Here is an 18,578-nt window from a genome sequence, read left to right as displayed (position 1 = left end):
GTCGTCCCCTTCGTCGCGTCGTTCAGAGTTCGTTGTCGATGAAGGCGAAGATCTCGTCGTCGCTCGCCGATTCGATGTGTTCCTTGACGCTGTCCGCGGTCCGGTCCCCGTCGCCGAGACCGGCCAGGATCTCCCGCAGCCGCGCGGTGATCCGGCCCCGCGCGTCGCTGTCCGCGCCGACCTTCGACACCGAGTTCTCGATCCGGTCGAGCTCGGCGAACAGGCGCAGCTCCGCGGCCTGGTCGCCGGCCGCGCCGTCGAACTGTCCGAGCAGGTGGGCGATCAGCGCCGCCGGACTCGGGTAGTCGAAGATCAGCGTCGCGGGCAGCCGCAGACCCGTCGCGGCGCTGAGCCGGTTGCGCAGCTCGACCGCGGTGAGCGAGTCGAAGCCGAGGTCCTGGAACTGCTGCTCCTCGGCGATCGCGGACCCGTCGGCGAACCCGAGGGTCGCGGCAACCTGGCCGCGCACCAGGCCGGACAGGACGCTCTCGCGCTCGGCGGGAGCCATCGCGGCCATCCGGCCGGCGAACTCGCCGCCGGCGGCGACTCCGGCCGCGGAACGCCGTGCGGAACCACCGACCAGCCCGCGCAGCATCGCCGGCAACGCCTCGCCGGCGGACGCCAGCACCCGCAGATCGAGGGTGACCGGCACGAGCGCCGCGCGTTCGTGGGTCAGCGCGGCGTCGAACAGCGCGAGGCCCTCGGCCACGGTCAGCGGCACGATGCCGGTGCGGCGCATCCGCTCGGCGTCGCGGTCGGCCAGGTCGCCGGCCATGCCGCCGTGCGACCACGGACCCCAGGCCAGTGACGTTCCGGGCAGCCCGGCGGCCCGGCGGTGCTGGGCCAGCGCGTCCAGGTAGGCGTTGGCCGCGGCGTAGTTGGCCTGGCCGGCCCCGCCGAGCACCCCGGCCACCGAGGAGAACAGCACGAACGCGGTGAGATCGAGCCCGGCGGTCAGCTCGTGCAGGTGCCACGCCGCGTCCGCCTTGGGCCGCAGCACGGCCGTGAGCCGTTCCGGGGTGAGGCTGCCGATCAGACTGTCGTCCAGCACGCCGGCCAGGTGCACGACGGCGGTCAGCGGCCGCTCGGCCGGCACCGCCGCGATGAGCGCCGCGACCTCGTCACGGACCGCCACGTCGCAGGCCACGATGGTCACGTCGGCGCCGAGCGCGGTCAGCTCGGCCCGTAGGTCGTTCGCTCCGGCGGCATCCGCGCCCCGGCGGCCGGCCAGCAGAAGATGCCGTACGCCGTGCGCCGTGACCAGGTGCCGGGCCACCAGTGAACCCAGGGCGCCGGTGCCACCGGTGACGAGGACGGTGCCGTCCAACATCGGGCGATCGGCCCCGGACGCGGTGGCCCGGGATAGCCTCGGCGTGTACACCCGGTCGCCGCGCACCGCCAGCTGCGGTTCGCCGGCCCGCAGGGCGGCGCCGATCAGCTCGGTGCCGGCCGCGCCGTCGGAGTCGAGCAGGACGAAGCGGTCCGGGTTCTCCGTCTGCGCCGCCCGCACCAGTCCCCACACCGCCGCCTGCGCCGGGTTCACGTCCTCGTCCGGGGTGACCGCGACGGCGTCGCGGGTCATCAGCGCCAGCCGGGCCGGGGCGAAACGCTCCTGGGCCAGCCAGTCCCGCACGAGCGCCAGCGCCCGCTCCACGGAGCGGCCGTCGAGGTCGGCGAGCACCCATCCGCCGTCCACGTCGCCCACCTCGGCCAACTCGGTCACCCGGGTAACCGGGGCGGGACCGTCGCCGTGGGCCACCGGCGTCCAGTCGACCTGGAACAGGCTGTCCCGGCCGGCCGGGCCGCTGACCTGTTCGACCGCGACCGGCCGCAGGACCAGGCTGTCGACGTCGAGCACCGGGGTGCCGGTCTGGTCGGCGGCCGTTATCCGCACCGCGCCGCGAGCCCCGGCCGAACTCGCCCGCACCCGCAGGTGCCTGGCCCCGGCGGCGTGCAGCACGACCTGGTTCCACGCGAACGGCAGGTTGGTGCGGCCGGGGCCGGCGTCGTCGAGAAAGTCCCCGAGCGCGATCGCGTGCAGCGCGGAGTCCAGGAGCGCGGGGTGCAGGCCGTACCGCTCGGCGTCGGCCTGCGCGGGCTCGGGCAGCACGATCTCGGCGAACACCTCGTCGTCGCGCCGCCACGCCGCGGTCAGGCCGTGGAAGATCGGGCCGTAGTCGACTCCGGTGCCGCCGTCCGTCCCGTAGAAGCCGTCCACGGCGACGGGGGTGGCGTCCACCGGCGGCCACTGGGTGAGATCGGCGGAGGGCCGGGCCGCCCGCTCGGTGAGCACACCGGTCGCGTGCCGGGTCCAGCCGCCGGCGCCGCGGTCGGGCCGGGAATGGATCTCCACGGCCCGGGCGCCGTGCTCGTCTGCGGCACCGACGACCACCTGCACCTGAACACCGCCGTCGGCGGGGACCACCAGGGGCGCCTGGAGGGTGAGCTCGGCGAGGACCGGGCAGCCGGCTTCGTCGCCGGCCCGCACGGCCATCTCGACCAGGGCGGCGCCCGGCACGACCACGGCGCCGCCGACCCGGTGGTCGCCCAGCCAGGCGTGCGTGCCCAGCGCCAGGCGGGCCGTACAGACCACTCCGCCGGTGTCCGGCGCCGGCACGACCACCGAGAGCAGCGGATGCTCGATCGCGCTCAGGCCGACAGCCGCCAGGTCGCCACCCACCGGCCCGTCGAGCCAGAACCGCTCGCGCTGGAACGCGTAGGTCGGCAGAGCGACCTGCCGGGCGGCACCGAACAGCGCGCGCCAGTCGACGGGCCGGCCGGCGATGTGCAGCCGCCCGAGCGCCTCGACGAACACCTGCGCCTCGTCGCGGTCCTTGCGGGCGGTCGGTATCGCCTCGGTCAGACCGCTGAGAACGCCGTCGGGTCCGATCTCCACCGCGATCTCGGCGTTCGCGGCGGCCACATTGTCGGCGAAACGAACAGCCTGCCGGACGTGCTCGACCCAGTAACCCGGATCGGTCGGATCGCCGCTGACGGCCAGCTCGACGACCGGCTCCTGATAGCTCAACCCCTCGGCCACCTGCCGGAACTCCGCAAGCATCGGCTCCATCAACGGCGAATGGAACGCATGACTGACCCGCAACCGGCGCATCCGCACCCCGACCAACGCCGCCTCGATCCGGGCCACGCTGTCCTCAGCCCCGGAGACCACGACCGCCGACGGGCCGTTGACCGCCGCGATACCCACCCGCTCGTCGAGCAGCGGCACCACATCAGCCTCCGGCGCAGCAACCGCGAGCATCGCCCCACCCGCCGGCAACGCCTGCATCAACCGCGCCCGGGCGTCGACCAACGCGCACGCGTCATCCAGCGACAACACACCCGCCACATGGGCGGCCGCGATCTCCCCGATCGAGTGACCCACCAACACATCAGGCTCGATGCCGAACGAGGTCAGAAGTCGATAGAGAGCAACCTCGAAAGCGAACAGCGCCGGTTGGGCGTTGCCGGTCTTCTGCAACTCCTCCGGGTCGGAGCCCCACATCACGTCCCGGACGTTCAGGCGTTGCAGCACCTCGTCCAGGGCCTGAGCGAACACCGGGAACTCGGCGGCCAACTCACGGCCCATACCGAGGCGCTGACTACCCTGACCCGAGAACAGGAACCCCAGCCGGCCGTCCACCGTCGCGGTGCCGCTGAACACCCCCGGCCCGGCCTGCCCGGCGGCGAGCGCATCCAGCGCCGCCAGCAACCGGTCGCGGTCGTCGCCGACCACCACCGCGCGGTGCGTCAGGGCCGCCCGGCCCGAGGCCAGCGACCAACCCACGTCACGCGGGTCCGCCTCCGGCCGGTCGGCCAGCCAGGCGCGCAGCCGATCCGCCTGCGCACGCAGGGCCTCGGGCGACCCGGCGGACAGCGTCCACGCCAGAGTCCCCGCCGGCGACCGCTCCGCGACCGGGACCTCGGTCTCGGGTGCCTGTTCGAGGATCACGTGCGCGTTGGTGCCGGAGATACCGAACGACGACACACCCGCCCGTCGCGGCCCCTCGCCGGCCCACTGCCTCGACCGCGTCAGCAGCTCGACCGCACCCGCCGACCAGTCCACGTGCCGCGACGGCTCGTCAACGTGCAGCGTCTTCGGCAGCGTCTCGTGCCGCATCGCCATGACCATCTTGATCACACCGGCCACACCCGCCGCCGCCTGCGTGTGACCGAAGTTCGACTTGACGGATCCGAGCCACAGGGGCCTGTCACGATCCTGGCCGTAGGTTGCGATCAGGGCCTGGGCCTCGATCGGGTCGCCTAGCGTCGTGCCGGTGCCGTGTGCCTCCACCACGTCGACGTCCGCCGCGTTCACTCCCGAGTTGGCCAGGGCCTGGCGGATCACCCGCTGCTGCGAGGGCCCGTTCGGCGCCGTGATGCCGTTGGACGCGCCGTCCTGGTTGACCGCGGAACCCCGTACCACCGCAAGGATCTGATGGTTGTTGCGTCGCGCGTCGGAGAGCCGCTCCACCAGCAGCACACCGACACCCTCACCCCAGCCGGTGCCATCCGCCGTGTCCGCGAACGCCTTGCACCGCCCGTCCGGCGAGAGACCACGCTGACGGGAGAACTCGATGAACGTGCCCGGCGTCGCCATCACCGTGACACCACCAGCCAACGCCAGATCACACTCACCCGAACGCAACGACTGCACCGCCATGTGCAGAGCCACCAACGACGACGAACACGCCGTGTCCACACTGACCGCCGGACCCTCGAACCCAAACGTGTACGACACCCGGCCCGTGATCAGACTCCCACTGCCGGTCGCACCAGGCAGAGACAGGCCGTAGTCGTGATACATGACGCCCGCGAACACACCCGTGCGGCTCCCCTGCCGAGACCGCGGATCGATGCCCGCGTGCTCGAACGCCTCCCACGACGCCTCCAGCAGCAACCGCTGCTGCGGGTCCATACCGAGCGCCTCACGCGGCGAGATCCCGAAGAACGCCGGATCGAAATGCGCGGCGTCATACAGAAAACCACCGGTCCTGGTGTACGTCTTCCCCGCCGCACCCGGCTCCGGATCGTAGAGGCCATCCAGATCCCAACCCCGATCGACCGGGAAGTCCGACATCGCGTCCACCCCGCCAGCGACCAGCCGCCACAGGTCCTCCGGCGTCTCCACCCCGCCCGGGTAACGACACGCCATACCCACGATCGCGATCGGCTCATCACTGGTCACCGCGGCCGTAACCACTTCCTGGACCGCGCCGCCACCGCTCAACTCGGATTCGATGTGCCGGGCGACGGCCAACGCGTTCGGATAGTCGAACACCAACGTCGCCGGCAACCGCAAACCCGTCGCCGCGTTCAACTCATTACGCAACTCCACCGCGGTCAACGAATCAAACCCGAGCTCCTGAAACGCCCGGCCAGGTTCGACCGCCGCACCCGAGGCATGCCCGAGAACCCCCGCAACCTTCTCCCGCACCAACTCCAACACCTGCGGACCAGACAACGTGACAACCGAACCCGCCGCGACCGCCCGGACCGCCTGACGCGGCCGCCGCACCAGAGCACGCAACAGCGCCGGAACATCAGAGCGACCACGCAACCCGGCAACATCCACCGCCAACGGCACCAACACCGGTTCACCACTCGACAGCCCCGCATCGAACCCGGCCAACCCGTCCGCCACCGACAACATCGGCAACCCCTGCCGGCGCATCCGCTGCACATCCGCCGCAGCGAGTTGCTGCGACAAACCCGTATCGGTGTCCCACAAACCAAACGCCAGCGACGTCGCCGCCAACCCGAGCCCACGACGATAAGTCGCAAGCGCATCCAAGAAGACATTCGCCGCCGCATAAGTGCCCTGCCCCGCCGCCAGCACCAAACCACCAGCCGACGAGAACAACACGAACGCCGCCAAATCCAGATCCGCGGTCAACTCATGCAAATGCCACGCCGCATCCGCCTTCGCCGCGAACACCCGATCAAAACGCTCCGGCGACAACGAACCCACCAAACCGGTATCACCCACACCCGCCGCGTGCACCACCGCCGTCAACGGATGCTCCACCGGAACCGACGCGATCAACTCCGCAACCGCAGCCCGATCAGACACATCACACGCCACCACCGTCACCGACGCATCGAGATCCCCAAGATCAGCCGCACCCGGCGCCTCCACGCCACGACGACTGACCAACAACAGATGCCGCACACCACGCCCGACCAAATGACGAGCAACCAGAGCACCCAAACCACCCGTACCACCAGTGACCAGAACCGTGCCCTCCGGATCCAGCCCCACCAACCCCGCAGCGACCCGCCCCGACCGCGAACCAGGCGCGCCAACCACCACGCCATCCACCGACCCCAGGACCGACCCGACACCCGCCGCCGACTCACCAGCCGCCAGCACCGGCGAGGCCGCCGAAACCCGCACCAACCGCGGCACCAACACCACACCCGAGCGAACCGCTACCTCCGGCTCACCCGAGGCCACCACCACCGACAACAACGACTCACCCGAACCATCCAGATCAACCAACACGATCCGGCCCGGGTTCTCCGCCTGCGCCGCACGCACCAAACCCCACACCGGCGCCACACCAAGATCAACCCGCTCATCAGGGCCCACCGCCACCGCACCCCGCGTCACCACCACCAACCGAGAACCCCGCTCCTCGGCCAAAAACTCACGTAGCCGCCCCAACACCGACACCGCCGACGCCCGAATCGCCGCCGGCACATCCGCACCGCCGGTGGCCACGTGGAACACCGTCCACGGCGTCTCCGGGTCGTTAGTGGTGGACGAAGCGGGCAGCCAGCTCATCCGGAACAGGGTGTCCCGACGGCCCGTCAGCTGGTCGGCGGAGACCGGGCGCGACACCATCGAGCTCACCGTCACGGCCGGCGCGCCGGTGTCGTCGGTCGCCACGATGGCGCCGGTCGACCGGACGAGGCGCACGCGCAGCCGGGTCGCACCGGCGGCATGCACGTTGACCCCGGACCACACGAACGGCAGCACCGTCGTTCCGTCACCGGTCTGCCGGTCTGCGGCCAGCAAGGCGTGCATGGTCGCGTCGAGCAGGGCCGGGTGCACCCCGAACCGGGCGGCGTCGGCGATCGCCGACTCCGGCAGCTCGACCTCGGCGTACACCTCGTCGCCCTGCCGCCACACCGCGCGCAGGCCGCGGAAGACCGGGCCGTACGCGTATCCGCGGTCGAGCAGGGAGTCGTATATACCGTCGATCGCGACAGCCGTCGCGCCGGCCGGAGGCCAGGCGGTCAGATCGGCCGTGCGCGCCGGTTCGGTGGTGCCGAGGAGGCCGGAGGCGTGCAGCAACCAGGTGCCACCGGCGTCGTGTTCCCCGCGGCTGTGCACCGTCACGGCCCGGGAGCCCGACTCGTCCGGCGCGGCCACCGTCAGACGCAGCTGGACCGCGCCGTGCTCGGGTAGAACGAGCGGCGCCTGCAGGGTCAGCTCCTCGACGACCGGGCAGCCCACCTCGTGGCCGGCCTGCAGCACCATCTCGAGCAGACCGGTGCCCGGCAGGAGCACGGTGCCCAGCACCTCGTGGTCGGCCAGCCACGGGTGGGTCGGCAGCGACAGCCGGCCCGAGAAGAGGTAGGAGTCGCTGCCGGGCAGTTCTGACACCGCGGACAGCAGCGGGTGTGCGACGGCGCTCATTCCGGCGGCCGCCACGTCCCCGACGGCGGGCCCGGACTCGAGCCAGAACCGTTCCCGTTGGAACGCGTACGTCGGCAGTTCGATCGACCTGGCCGGTTCGCCGAGGTACGAAGCCCAGTCCACGGCGACGCCGCCGGCGTGCAGCCGGGCGAGCGCCTCGACGAACACCTGCGCCTCGTCGCGCCCCTTGCGGGCGGTCGGTATCGCCTCGGTCAGACCGCTGAGAACGCCGTCGGGTCCAATCTCCACCGCGATGTCGACGTTCGCGGCGGCCACATTGTCGGCGAAGCGAACGGCCTGCCGGACGTGCTCGACCCAGTAACCGGGGTCGGTCGGATCACCGCTGACGGCCAGCTCGACGACCGGCTCCTGATAGCTCAACCCCTCGGCCACCTGCCGGAACTCCGCAAGCATCGGCTCCATCAACGGCGAATGGAACGCATGACTGACCCGCAACCGGCGCATCCGCACCCCGACCAACGCCGCCTCGACCCGGGCCACGCTGTCCTCAGCCCCGGAGACCACGACCGCCGACGGGCCGTTGACCGCCGCGATACCCACCCGCTCGTCGAGCAGCGGCACCACATCCCCCTCGGGGGCGGCGACCGCGAGCATCGCCCCACCCGGCGGCAAGGCCTGCATCAGCCGCGCCCGGGCGGCGATAAGCGTGCACGCATCGTCGAGGGAGAAGACCCCCGCGACGTGGGCGGCCGCGATCTCCCCGATGGAGTGCCCGACCAGGACGTCCGGCTCGACCCCGAACGAGGTGAGCAGTCGGTGGAGAGCCACTTCGAACGCGAACAGCGCGGGCTGGGTCATCCCGGTCTCGTTCAGCTCGGCGCCGGAGTCGGCGAACATGACGTCGCGTACCGGGTGCGGCAGCAGGGGATCCAGCACCCGCGCGATCTCGTCGAGCGCCTCGGCGAACACCGGGAACGCGGCCGCGAGGGAACGTCCCATGCCGGCGCGCTGACTGCCCTGGCCGGCGAAGAGGAACCCGACCCGGCCACCGTCGCCGGCGCCCGTGACCACTCCGCCGGAGGGCTCGCCGGCCGCGAGGGCGGTGAGGGCGGACCGCAGCTCGTCCCGCGAGGTGCCGAAGACCACCGCGCGCTCGGCGAGCCGGGCCCGCGTCAGCAGCGCGGCGCCCACCGTGGCGGGATCCGCATCGTCGTCCACGTGCGCCAGCAGCTTGGCCGCCTGGCCGCGCAGTCCGGCCTCGGAGCGCGCGGACAGCAGCCACGGGACGACCGGCAGCTCACGGCGTACGGCATCGGTGGTTCCGGTCTCGCCCTGCTCGATGATCACGTGCGCGTTGGTGCCGGAGATGCCGAACGACGACACACCCGCCCGGCGCGGCCGGCCATCACCGGTCCACTCACGCGGCTCGGCCAGCAACTCGACCGCCCCGGCCGACCAATCGACGTGCCGGGACGGCTCGTCGACGTGCAGCGTCCTGGGCAGCACGCCGTGACGCATGGCCATGACCATCTTGATCACACCGGCGACACCGGCGGCGGCCTGGGTGTGCCCGAAGTTCGACTTGATCGAGCCCAGCAACAACGGCCGTTCCCGGTCCTGACCGTAGGTCGCGATCAGGGCCTGCGCCTCGATCGGGTCACCAAGCGTCGTGCCCGTTCCGTGCGCCTCGACAACGTCGACGTCTGACGTGGACAGACCCGCGTTGGCCAGCGCTTGCCGGATCACCCGTTGCTGCGAGGGCCCGTTCGGGGCGGTCAACCCGTTGGACGCGCCGTCCTGGTTGACCGCGGAACCCCGTACCACCGCAAGGATCTGATGGTTGTTGCGCCGCGCGTCGGAGAGCCGCTCCACCAGCAGCACACCGACACCCTCACCCCAGCCGGTGCCATCCGCCGTGTCCGCGAACGCCTTGCACCGCCCGTCCGGCGAGAGACCACGCTGACGGGAGAAGTCGACGAACAGGGTGGGGCTGGCCAGCGTGGTCACGCCGCCGGCCAGCGCGAGATCGCATTCGCCGGAGCGCAGCGCCTGCGCCGCCATGTGCAGCGCGACCAGCGACGACGAGCAGGCGGTGTCGACCGTGATGGCCGGCCCTTCGAAGCCGAACGTGTACGCAACCCGGCCCGACGCCACCGCGCCCGAGTTGCCGGTGCCGATCATCCCCTCGATGTCGTCGGGGACCTCGGACAGCCGGGAGACGTAGTCGTGGTACATGACGCCGGCGAACACTCCGGTGCGGGAGCCGTGCAGCGACGTCGGGTCGATGCCCGCGCGCTCCACCGCCTCCCACGACGTCTCCAGCAGCAACCGCTGCTGCGGGTCCATGCCGAGCGCCTCACGCGGCGAGAGCCCGAAGAAGGCCGGGTCGAAATTGGCCACGCCGGCGAGGAATCCGCCGCTGCGGGCGTACGACTTGCCGCGCGCCTCCGGGTCCGGGTCGTAGAGGCCGTCGAGGTCCCAGCCCCGGTCGGACGGGAAGTCCGAGATGGCGTCGACCCCGCCGGCGACCAGCCGCCAGAGGTCCTCGGGCGTCTCCACCCCGCCCGGGTAACGACACGCCATGCCCACGATGGCGATCGGCTCGTCGTTCGCGGCCACCGCCACGACGGCCTCGGCTGCCGCGCCGCCGCCGGTCAGCTCGGATTCGACGTGCCGGGCGACGGCCAACGCGTTCGGATAGTCGAACACCAACGTCGCCGGCAACCGCAAACCCGTCGCCGCGTTCAACTCATTACGCAACTCCACCGCGGTCAACGAATCAAACCCGAGCTCCTGAAACGCCCGGCCAGGTTCGACCGCCGCACCCGAGGCATGCCCGAGCACCCCCGCAACCTTCTCCCGCACCAACTCCAACACCTGCGGACCAGACAAAGTGACAACCGAACCCGCCGCGACCGCCCGGACCGCCTGACGCGGCCGCCGCACCAGAGCACGCAACAACGCCGGAACATCAGAGCGACCACGCAACCCGGCAACATCCACCGCCAACGGCACCAACACCGGTTCACCACTCGACAGCCCCGCATCGAAACCGGCCAACCCGTCCGCCACCGACAACATCGGCAACCCCTGCCGGCGCATCCGCTGCACATCCGCCGCAGCGAGTTGCTGCGACAAACCCGTATCGGTGTCCCACAAACCAAACGCCAGCGACGTCGCCGCCAACCCCAACCCACGACGATAAGTCGCAAGCGCATCCAAGAAGACATTCGCCGCCGCATAGGTGCCCTGCCCCGCCGCCAGCACCAAACCACCAGCCGACGAGAACAACACGAACGCCGCCAAATCCAGATCCGCGGTCAACTCATGCAAATGCCACGCCGCATCCGCCTTCGCCGCGAACACCCGATCAAAACGCTCCGGCGACAACGAACCCACCAGACCGGTATCACCAACACCCGCCGCGTGCACCACCGCCGTCAACGGATGCTCCACCGGAACCGACGCGATCAACTCCGCAACCGCAGCCCGATCAGACACATCACACGCCGCCACCGTCACCGACGCATCGAGATCCCCAAGCTCGGCCGCACCCGGCGCCTGCGCCCCACGACGACTGACCAGAAGCAGATGCCGCACACCACGCTCAACCAAATGACGAGCAACCAGAGCACCCAAACCACCCGTACCACCAGTGACCAGAACCGTGCCCTCCGGATCCAGCCCCACCAACCCCGCAGCGACCCGCCCCGACCGCGAACCAGGCGCGCCAACCACCACGCCATCCACCGACCCCAGGACCGACCCGACACCCGCCGCCGACTCACCAGCCGCCGGCACCGACGAGGCCGCCGAGACCCGCACCAACCGCGGCACCAACACCACACCCGAGCGAACCGCTACCTCCGGCTCACCCGAGGCCACCACCACCGACAACAACGACTCACCCGAACCATCCAGATCAACCAACACGATCCGGCCCGGGTTCTCCGCCTGCGCCGCACGCACCAAACCCCACACCGGCGCCACACCAAGATCAACCCGCTCATCAGGGCCCACCGCCACCGCACCCCGCGTCACCACCACCAACCGAGAACCCCGCTCCTCGGCCAAAAACTCACGTAGCCGCCCCAACACCGACACCGCCGACGCCCGAATCGCCGCCGGCACATCCGCACCCGAAGCAGGAACCCGCAACACGACCCACTCCGACGACTCAACGCCACCACGAACGGCCGGCGACGGCGACCACTCCGTGCGGAACAACGCGTCGCTGCCGGTCTCGAGCTGTCCGGCCGCCACCGGGCGCATCGTCAGGGAGCCGATGTCGGCCACCGGCGCGCCCGTTCCGTCGGCGACCGTCAACGTGACCGTGTTGTCGCCGGCGCGGGTGACGCGTACCCGCAGGGTTGTCGCGCCGGCGGCGTGCACGGTGATACCGGTCCACGCGAACGGCAGGACCGGCCGTCCCGCCTCGGTGTCCACGTAGTCGCTGACGCTGATGGTGTGCAGGGCCGCATCGAGCAACGCGGGATGGATACCGAACCGTGCCGCGTCGTCATGGGCCGGTTCCGGCAGGACGATCTCGCCGTAGACGGCGTCGGCGGTGCGCCAGGCCGCCCGCAGACCCCGGAACAGCGGTCCGTAGGCCAGGCCGAGCTCGGCGAGCTGGTCGTAGGTGCGGCTGACGTCGACCGGCTGCGCGCCGGGGGGCGGCCACGCGGTGAGGTCGCCGGCCGGGCGTTCGGTGCGGTCGGCGAGCAGACCGTCGGCGTGCCGGGTCCAGTTCTCGCCGTCCGCGCTGGACTGTATGTCCACCGTGCGTACGCCGTCGTCGTCCCCGCCCACCACGACCTGCACCTGCACGCCGCCGTGTTCGGGGAGCACCATCGGCGCCTGGAGCGTCAACTCGGCCAGGACCGCGCATCCGGCCTCGTCCCCGGCGCGGACAGCCATCTCGACCAGGGCCGTACCGGGCACGACGAGCACACCGTCGACGAGGTGGTCGGCCAGCCACGGCTGGGTCGCGGCCGAGAGCCGGCCGGCCATGAACAGCCCACCGGTGCCGGGCAGCTTGGTGACCACGCTGAGGAGCGGGTGCTCCGCCGGGCGCAGACCGGCCGCGGTCAGGTCGCCGGAGGCGGGCGGGCCGTCGAGCCAGAACCGCTCGCGCTGGAACGCGTAGGTGGGCAGTGCCACCGGCGGCGCCGATCCGAGCAGCTCCCGCCAGTCAACGGGGTGGCCGGACACGTGCAGCCGGACGAGCGCCTCGACGAACGAGCGTGCCTCGTCACGATCCTTGCGGACGGTCGGGATCGCCTCGGTCAGACCGCTGAGAACTCCGTCGGGTCCGACCTCCACCAGGACACCGGCCTCGGCGGCGGCCACGTTGTCGGCAAACCGAACAGCCTGACGTACGTGCTCGACCCAGTAACCCGGATCGGTCGGCTCACCACTCATGGCCAGCGCGATACTCGGCTGCCGGTAGGTGAGCTCCTCGGCCACCTGCCGGAACTCGTCCAGCATCGGCTCCATCAACGGCGAGTGGAACGCGTGACTGACCCGCAACCGGCGCGTCCGCACCCCGACCAACGCCGCCTCGACCCGGGCCACACTCTCCTCAGCCCCGGAGACCACCACCGCCGCCGGGCCGTTGACCGCCGCGATCCCGCAGAACTCGTCCAGCAGCGGCACCACATCGGCCTCCGGCGCGGCGACCGCGAGCATCGCCCCACCCGCCGGCAACGCCTGCATCAACCGCGCCCGAGCGTCGACCAACGCGCACGCGTCATCCAAGGACAACACACCCGCCACGTGGGCGGCCGCGATCTCCCCGATCGAGTGGCCCACCAACACATCAGGCTCGATGCCGAACGAGGTCAGAAGTCGATAGAGAGCGACCTCGAACGCGAACAGGGCCGGTTGGGCGTTGCCGGTCTTCTGCAACTCCTCCGGGTCGGAGCCCCACATCACGTCCCGGACGTTCAGGCGTTGCAGCACCTCGTCCAGGGCCTGAGCGAACACCGGGAACTCGGCGGCCAACTCACGGCCCATACCGAGGCGCTGACTACCCTGACCCGAGAACAGGAACCCCAGCCGGCCGCCCTCCCCGGACCGGCCGACCACCACACCAACGGCCTGCTCGCCCGCGGCGACGGCGCGAAGCCCGGCAACCAGCTCGTCCCTCACCGATCCGACGACGGCGGCACGGTGCTCCAACGCGGCACGACGACCGTGCAGGGCGGCCCCCAGCGCGGCGACGTCGACGTCACCCTCCACAAACGACAGAAGCTTGGTCGCCTGTGCTCGCAGCCCAGCCGCCGACTGCGCGGAGATCAGCCACGGCAGCACCACCGGCGCGGGCTTTTCCATGACCGGTATCTCGGTCTCGGGTGCCTGTTCGAGAATCACGTGCGCGTTGGTCCCGGAGATACCGAACGACGACACACCCGCCCGTCGCGGCCGGTCGGCGGTCCACTGCCGGGTGTCGGTCAGCAACTCGACCGCGCCGGCCGACCAGTCCACGTGCCGGGACGGCTGGTCCACGTGCAGGGTCTTCGGCAGCGTCTCGTGCCGCATCGCCATGACCATCTTGATCACACCGGCCACACCCGCGGCCGCCTGGGCGTGCCCGATGTTCGACTTCACCGAGCCGAGTCGGAGCGGACGGTCCGCCGGCCGGCCCTGGCCGTAGGTCGCGATGAGGGCCTGGGCCTCGATGGGGTCACCTAGCGTCGTGCCGGTGCCGTGTGCCTCCACCACGTCGACGTCCGCCGCGTTCACTCCCGAGTTGGCCAGGGCCTGGCGGATCACCCGCTGCTGCGAGGGCCCGTTCGGCGCCGTGATGCCGTTGGACGCGCCGTCCTGGTTGACCGCGGAACCCCGTACCACCGCAAGGATCTGATGGTTGTTGCGTCGCGCGTCGGAGAGCCGCTCCACCAGCAGCACACCGACACCCTCACCCCAGCCGGTGCCATCGGCCGTGTCCGCGAACGCCTTGCACCGCCCGTCCGGCGAGAGACCACGCTGACGGGAGAACTCCACGAACGTGCCCGGCGTCGCCATCACCGTGACACCACCAGCCAACGCCAGATCACACTCACCCGAACGCAACGACTGCACCGCCATGTGCAGAGCCACCAACGACGACGAACACGCCGTGTCCACACTGACCGCCGGACCCTCGAACCCAAACGTGTACGACACCCGGCCCGTGATCAGACTCCCACTGCCGGTCGCACCAGGCAGAGACAGGCCGTAGTCGTGATACATGACGCCCGCGAACACACCCGTGCGGCTCCCCTGCCGAGACCGCGGATCGATGCCCGCGTGCTCGAACGCCTCCCACGACGCCTCCAGCAGCAACCGCTGCTGCGGGTCCATACCGAGCGCCTCACGCGGGGAGATCCCGAAGAACGCCGGATCGAAATGCGCGGCGTCATACAGAAAACCACCGGTCCTGGTGTACGTCTTCCCCGCCGCACCCGGCTCCGGATCGTAGAGGCCATCCAGATCCCAACCCCGATCGACCGGGAAGTCCGACATCGCGTCCACCCCGCCAGCGACCAGCCGCCACAGGTCCTCGGGCGTCTCCACCCCGCCCGGGTAACGACACGCCATACCCACGATCGCGATCGGCTCATCACTGGTCACCGCGGCCGTCACCACTTCCTGGACCGCGCCGCCACCGCTCAACTCGGATTCGACGTGCCGGGCGACGGCCAACGCGTTCGGATAGTCGAACACCAACGTCGCCGGCAACCGCAAACCCGTCGCCGCGTTCAACTCATTACGCAACTCCACCGCGGTCAACGAATCAAACCCGAGCTCCTGAAACGCCCGGCCAGGTTCGACCGCCGCACCCGAGGCATGCCCGAGCACCCCCGCAACCCTCTCCCGCACCAACTCCAACACCTGCGGACCAGACAACGTGACAACCGGCCCGGCCACCGCAGCTCGCGCGGTCGTCCGGGGCCGCCGAACCAGACCACGCAACAACGCCGGAAGGTCGGTGCGATCACGCAGGGCGGCGGTGTCGACCCGCAGAGGTACGAGATTGGCCACGCCCCCAGACAGCCCGGCATCGAAACCGGCCAACCCGTCCGCCACCGACAACATCGGCAACCCCTGCCGGCGCATCCGCTGCACATCCGCCGCACCCAACTGCTGCGACAAACCGGTGTCGGTGTCCCACAACCCGAACGCCAACGACGTCGCCGCCAACCCCAACCCACGACGATGCGCCGCCAAAGCGTCCAGGAAAACGTTGGCCGCCGCATAAGTGCCCTGACCCGCCGCCAAAACGAGACCACCAGCCGACGAGAACAACACGAACGCCGCCAAATCCAGATCCGCGGTCAACTCATGCAAATACCACGCCGCATCCGCCTTCGCCGCGAACACCCGATCAAAACGCTCCGGCGACAACGAACCCACCAAACCCGAATCACCAACACCCGCCGCGTGCACCACCGCCGTCAACGGATGCTCCACCGGAACCGACGCAATCAACTCCGCAACCGCACCCCGATCAGACACATCACACGCCACCACAGTCACCGACGCATCGAGATCCCCAAGATCAGCCGCACCCGGCGCCAGCGCCCCACGACGACTGACCAGAAGCAGATGCCGCACACCACGCCCGACCAAATGACGAGCAACCAGAGCACCCAAACCACCCGTACCACCAGTGACCAGAACCGTGCCCTCCGGATCCAGCCCCACCGGCACCGACCCGGACTCCGCCGAGACCCGCACCAACCGCGGCACCAACACCACACCGGAGCGAACCGCTACCTCCGGCTCACCCGAGGCCACCACCACCGACAACAACGACTCATCCGAACCATCCAGATCAACCAACACCACCCGGCCCGGGTTCTCCGCCTGCGCCGCACGCACCAAACCCCACACCGGCGCCACACCAAGATCAACCCGCTCATCAGGGCCCACCGCCACCGCACCCCGCGTCACCACCACCAACCGAGAACCCCGCTCCTCGGCCAAAAACTCACGTAGCCGCCCCAACACCGACACCGCCGACGCCCGAATAGCCGCCGGCACATCCGCACCCGAAGCAGGAACCCGCAACACGACCCACTCCGACGACTCACCACCACCACCAAGGGCCGGCGACGGCGACCACTCCGTACGGAACAACGCGTCGTTTCCGGCCCGGAGCTGATCGGCCTCCACCGGCCGGGACGCCAGGGACTCCACGGTCAGCACCGGCGCGCCGGTCTCGTCGGCGGCCACGATCGCGCCGCTGGACCGGGAGATCCGCACCCGCAGGCGGCTCGCGCCGGTGGCGTGCAGGCGCACCCCGGACCACGCGAACGGCAGCACCGTGACCGTTCCCCGGTCGGTGGCCAGCAGCGCGTGCATGGTCGAGTCGAGCAGCACCGGGTGCACGCCGAACCGCCCGGCGTCGGTGGCCATCCGCTCGGGCAGGACCACCTCGGCGAACACCTCGTCGCCTCGTTCCCATACCGCGGTGAGGCCGCGGAAGGCCGGGCCGTAGGCGTAGCCGCGCTCGGCGAACACGTCGTAGGCATCGTCCACGCCGACCGCCGTGGCGCCGGCCGGTGGCCACTCGTCCAGCCGGACTCCGGCTTCGGCCGTGTCGTGGCCGAGCGTGCCGGATGCGTTCAGGCTCCAGGCGCCGTCGTCGCGGCTGTGGACGGTCACGGCGCGGGTACCGGTCTCGTCCGGCGCGGCGACCACGACCCGGATCCGCGTGCCGTGCGGGGGCAGCAGCAGCGGCGCCTGGAGGGTCAGTTCCTCGAGAACCGGAGTGCCCACCTCGTGGCCGGCCTGGAGGGCGAGTTCCACCAGGCCCGCGCCCGGCAGCAGCACCGTGCCCAGCACCTCGTGGTCGGCGAGCCACGGCTGCGACGACGGTGACAGGTGTCCGGAGAACACGTACGTGTCGCCGTCGGGAAGTTCCGTTCCGGCGGGCAGCAGCGGGTGCTCGATCGCGGTCAGTCCGACGGCGGACAGGTCACCGGCGGCGGGGGCGGGCTCCAGCCAGTACCGGTCCCGCTGGAACGCGTAGGTCGGCAGCTCCGCGAAGGGGCCGGCCACGCCGGTGATGGTGGACCAGTCGACGGCGCTGCCCGAGATGTGCAGGCGGGTGAGCACCTCGATGAAGCTGTGCACCTCGTCGCGGTCCTTGCGGGCGGTAGGTACCGCCTCGGTCAGCCCACTGAGAACACCGTCGGGGCCGATCTCCACCGCGACCTCGGCGTTCGCGGCAGCCACATTGTCGGCGAAGCGAACGGCCTGCCGGACGTGCTCGACCCAGTAACCGGGGTCGGTCGGATCACCGCTGACGGCCAGCTCGACGACCGGCTCCTGATAGCTCAACCCCTCGGCCACCTGCCGGAACTCCGCAAGCATCGGCTCCATCAACGGCGAATGGAACGCATGACTGACCCGCAACCGGCGCATCCGCACCCCGACCAACGCCGCCTCGACCCGGGCCACACTCTCCTCAGCCCCGGAGACCACCACCGCCGCCGGGCCGTTGACCGCCGCGATCCCGCAGAACTCGTCCAGCAGCGGCAGCACATCGGCCTCCGGCGCAGCAACCGCGAGCATCGCCCCACCCGCCGGCAACGCCTGCATCAACCGCGCCCGAGCGTCGACCAACGCGCACGCGTCATCCAGCGACAACACACCCGCCACATGGGCGGCCGCGATCTCCCCGATCGAGTGGCCCACCAACACATCAGGCTCGATGCCGCACGAGGTCAGAAGTCGATAGAGAGCAACCTCGAAGGCAAACAGGGCCGGCTGCGCGTTGCCGGTCTTCTGCAACTCCTCCGGGTCGGAGCCCCACATCACGTCCCGGACGTTCAGGCGATGCAGCACCTCGTCCAGGGCCTCGGCGAACACCGGGAACTCCGCGGCCAACTCACGGCCCATACCGAGGCGCTGACTACCCTGACCCGAGAACAGGAACGCCAGCCGGCGTCCCGTCCTGGCGGTGTCCCGCAGTCCGGCCCCG

1 protein-coding gene (cut by a window edge) is annotated in these 18,578 nt (G+C 70.8%); it reads right to left on the bottom strand.

Features of this window, described 5'->3' with window-relative positions; genetic code table 11:
- Nucleotides 1–22: 22 nt before the first annotated feature.
- Nucleotides 23–18,578: the 3' portion of an SDR family NAD(P)-dependent oxidoreductase gene (locus ACGFIE_RS25490; RefSeq protein ID WP_393298930.1), read on the bottom strand. It continues 16,520 nt past the right edge of the window; only the last 18,556 of its 35,076 coding nucleotides appear in the window; its start codon lies off the right edge, out of view — the gene reads right to left on this strand; the stop codon is at nt 23–25.

It is taken from the genome of Micromonospora sp. NPDC049275 (assembly GCF_043197115.1).
In the GTDB taxonomy this organism is placed as follows: Bacteria; Actinomycetota; Actinomycetes; order Mycobacteriales; family Micromonosporaceae; genus Micromonospora.
The sequence above is the reverse complement of the archived record's forward strand: the minus strand, read 5'-3'. Positions and strand labels throughout refer to the sequence as shown.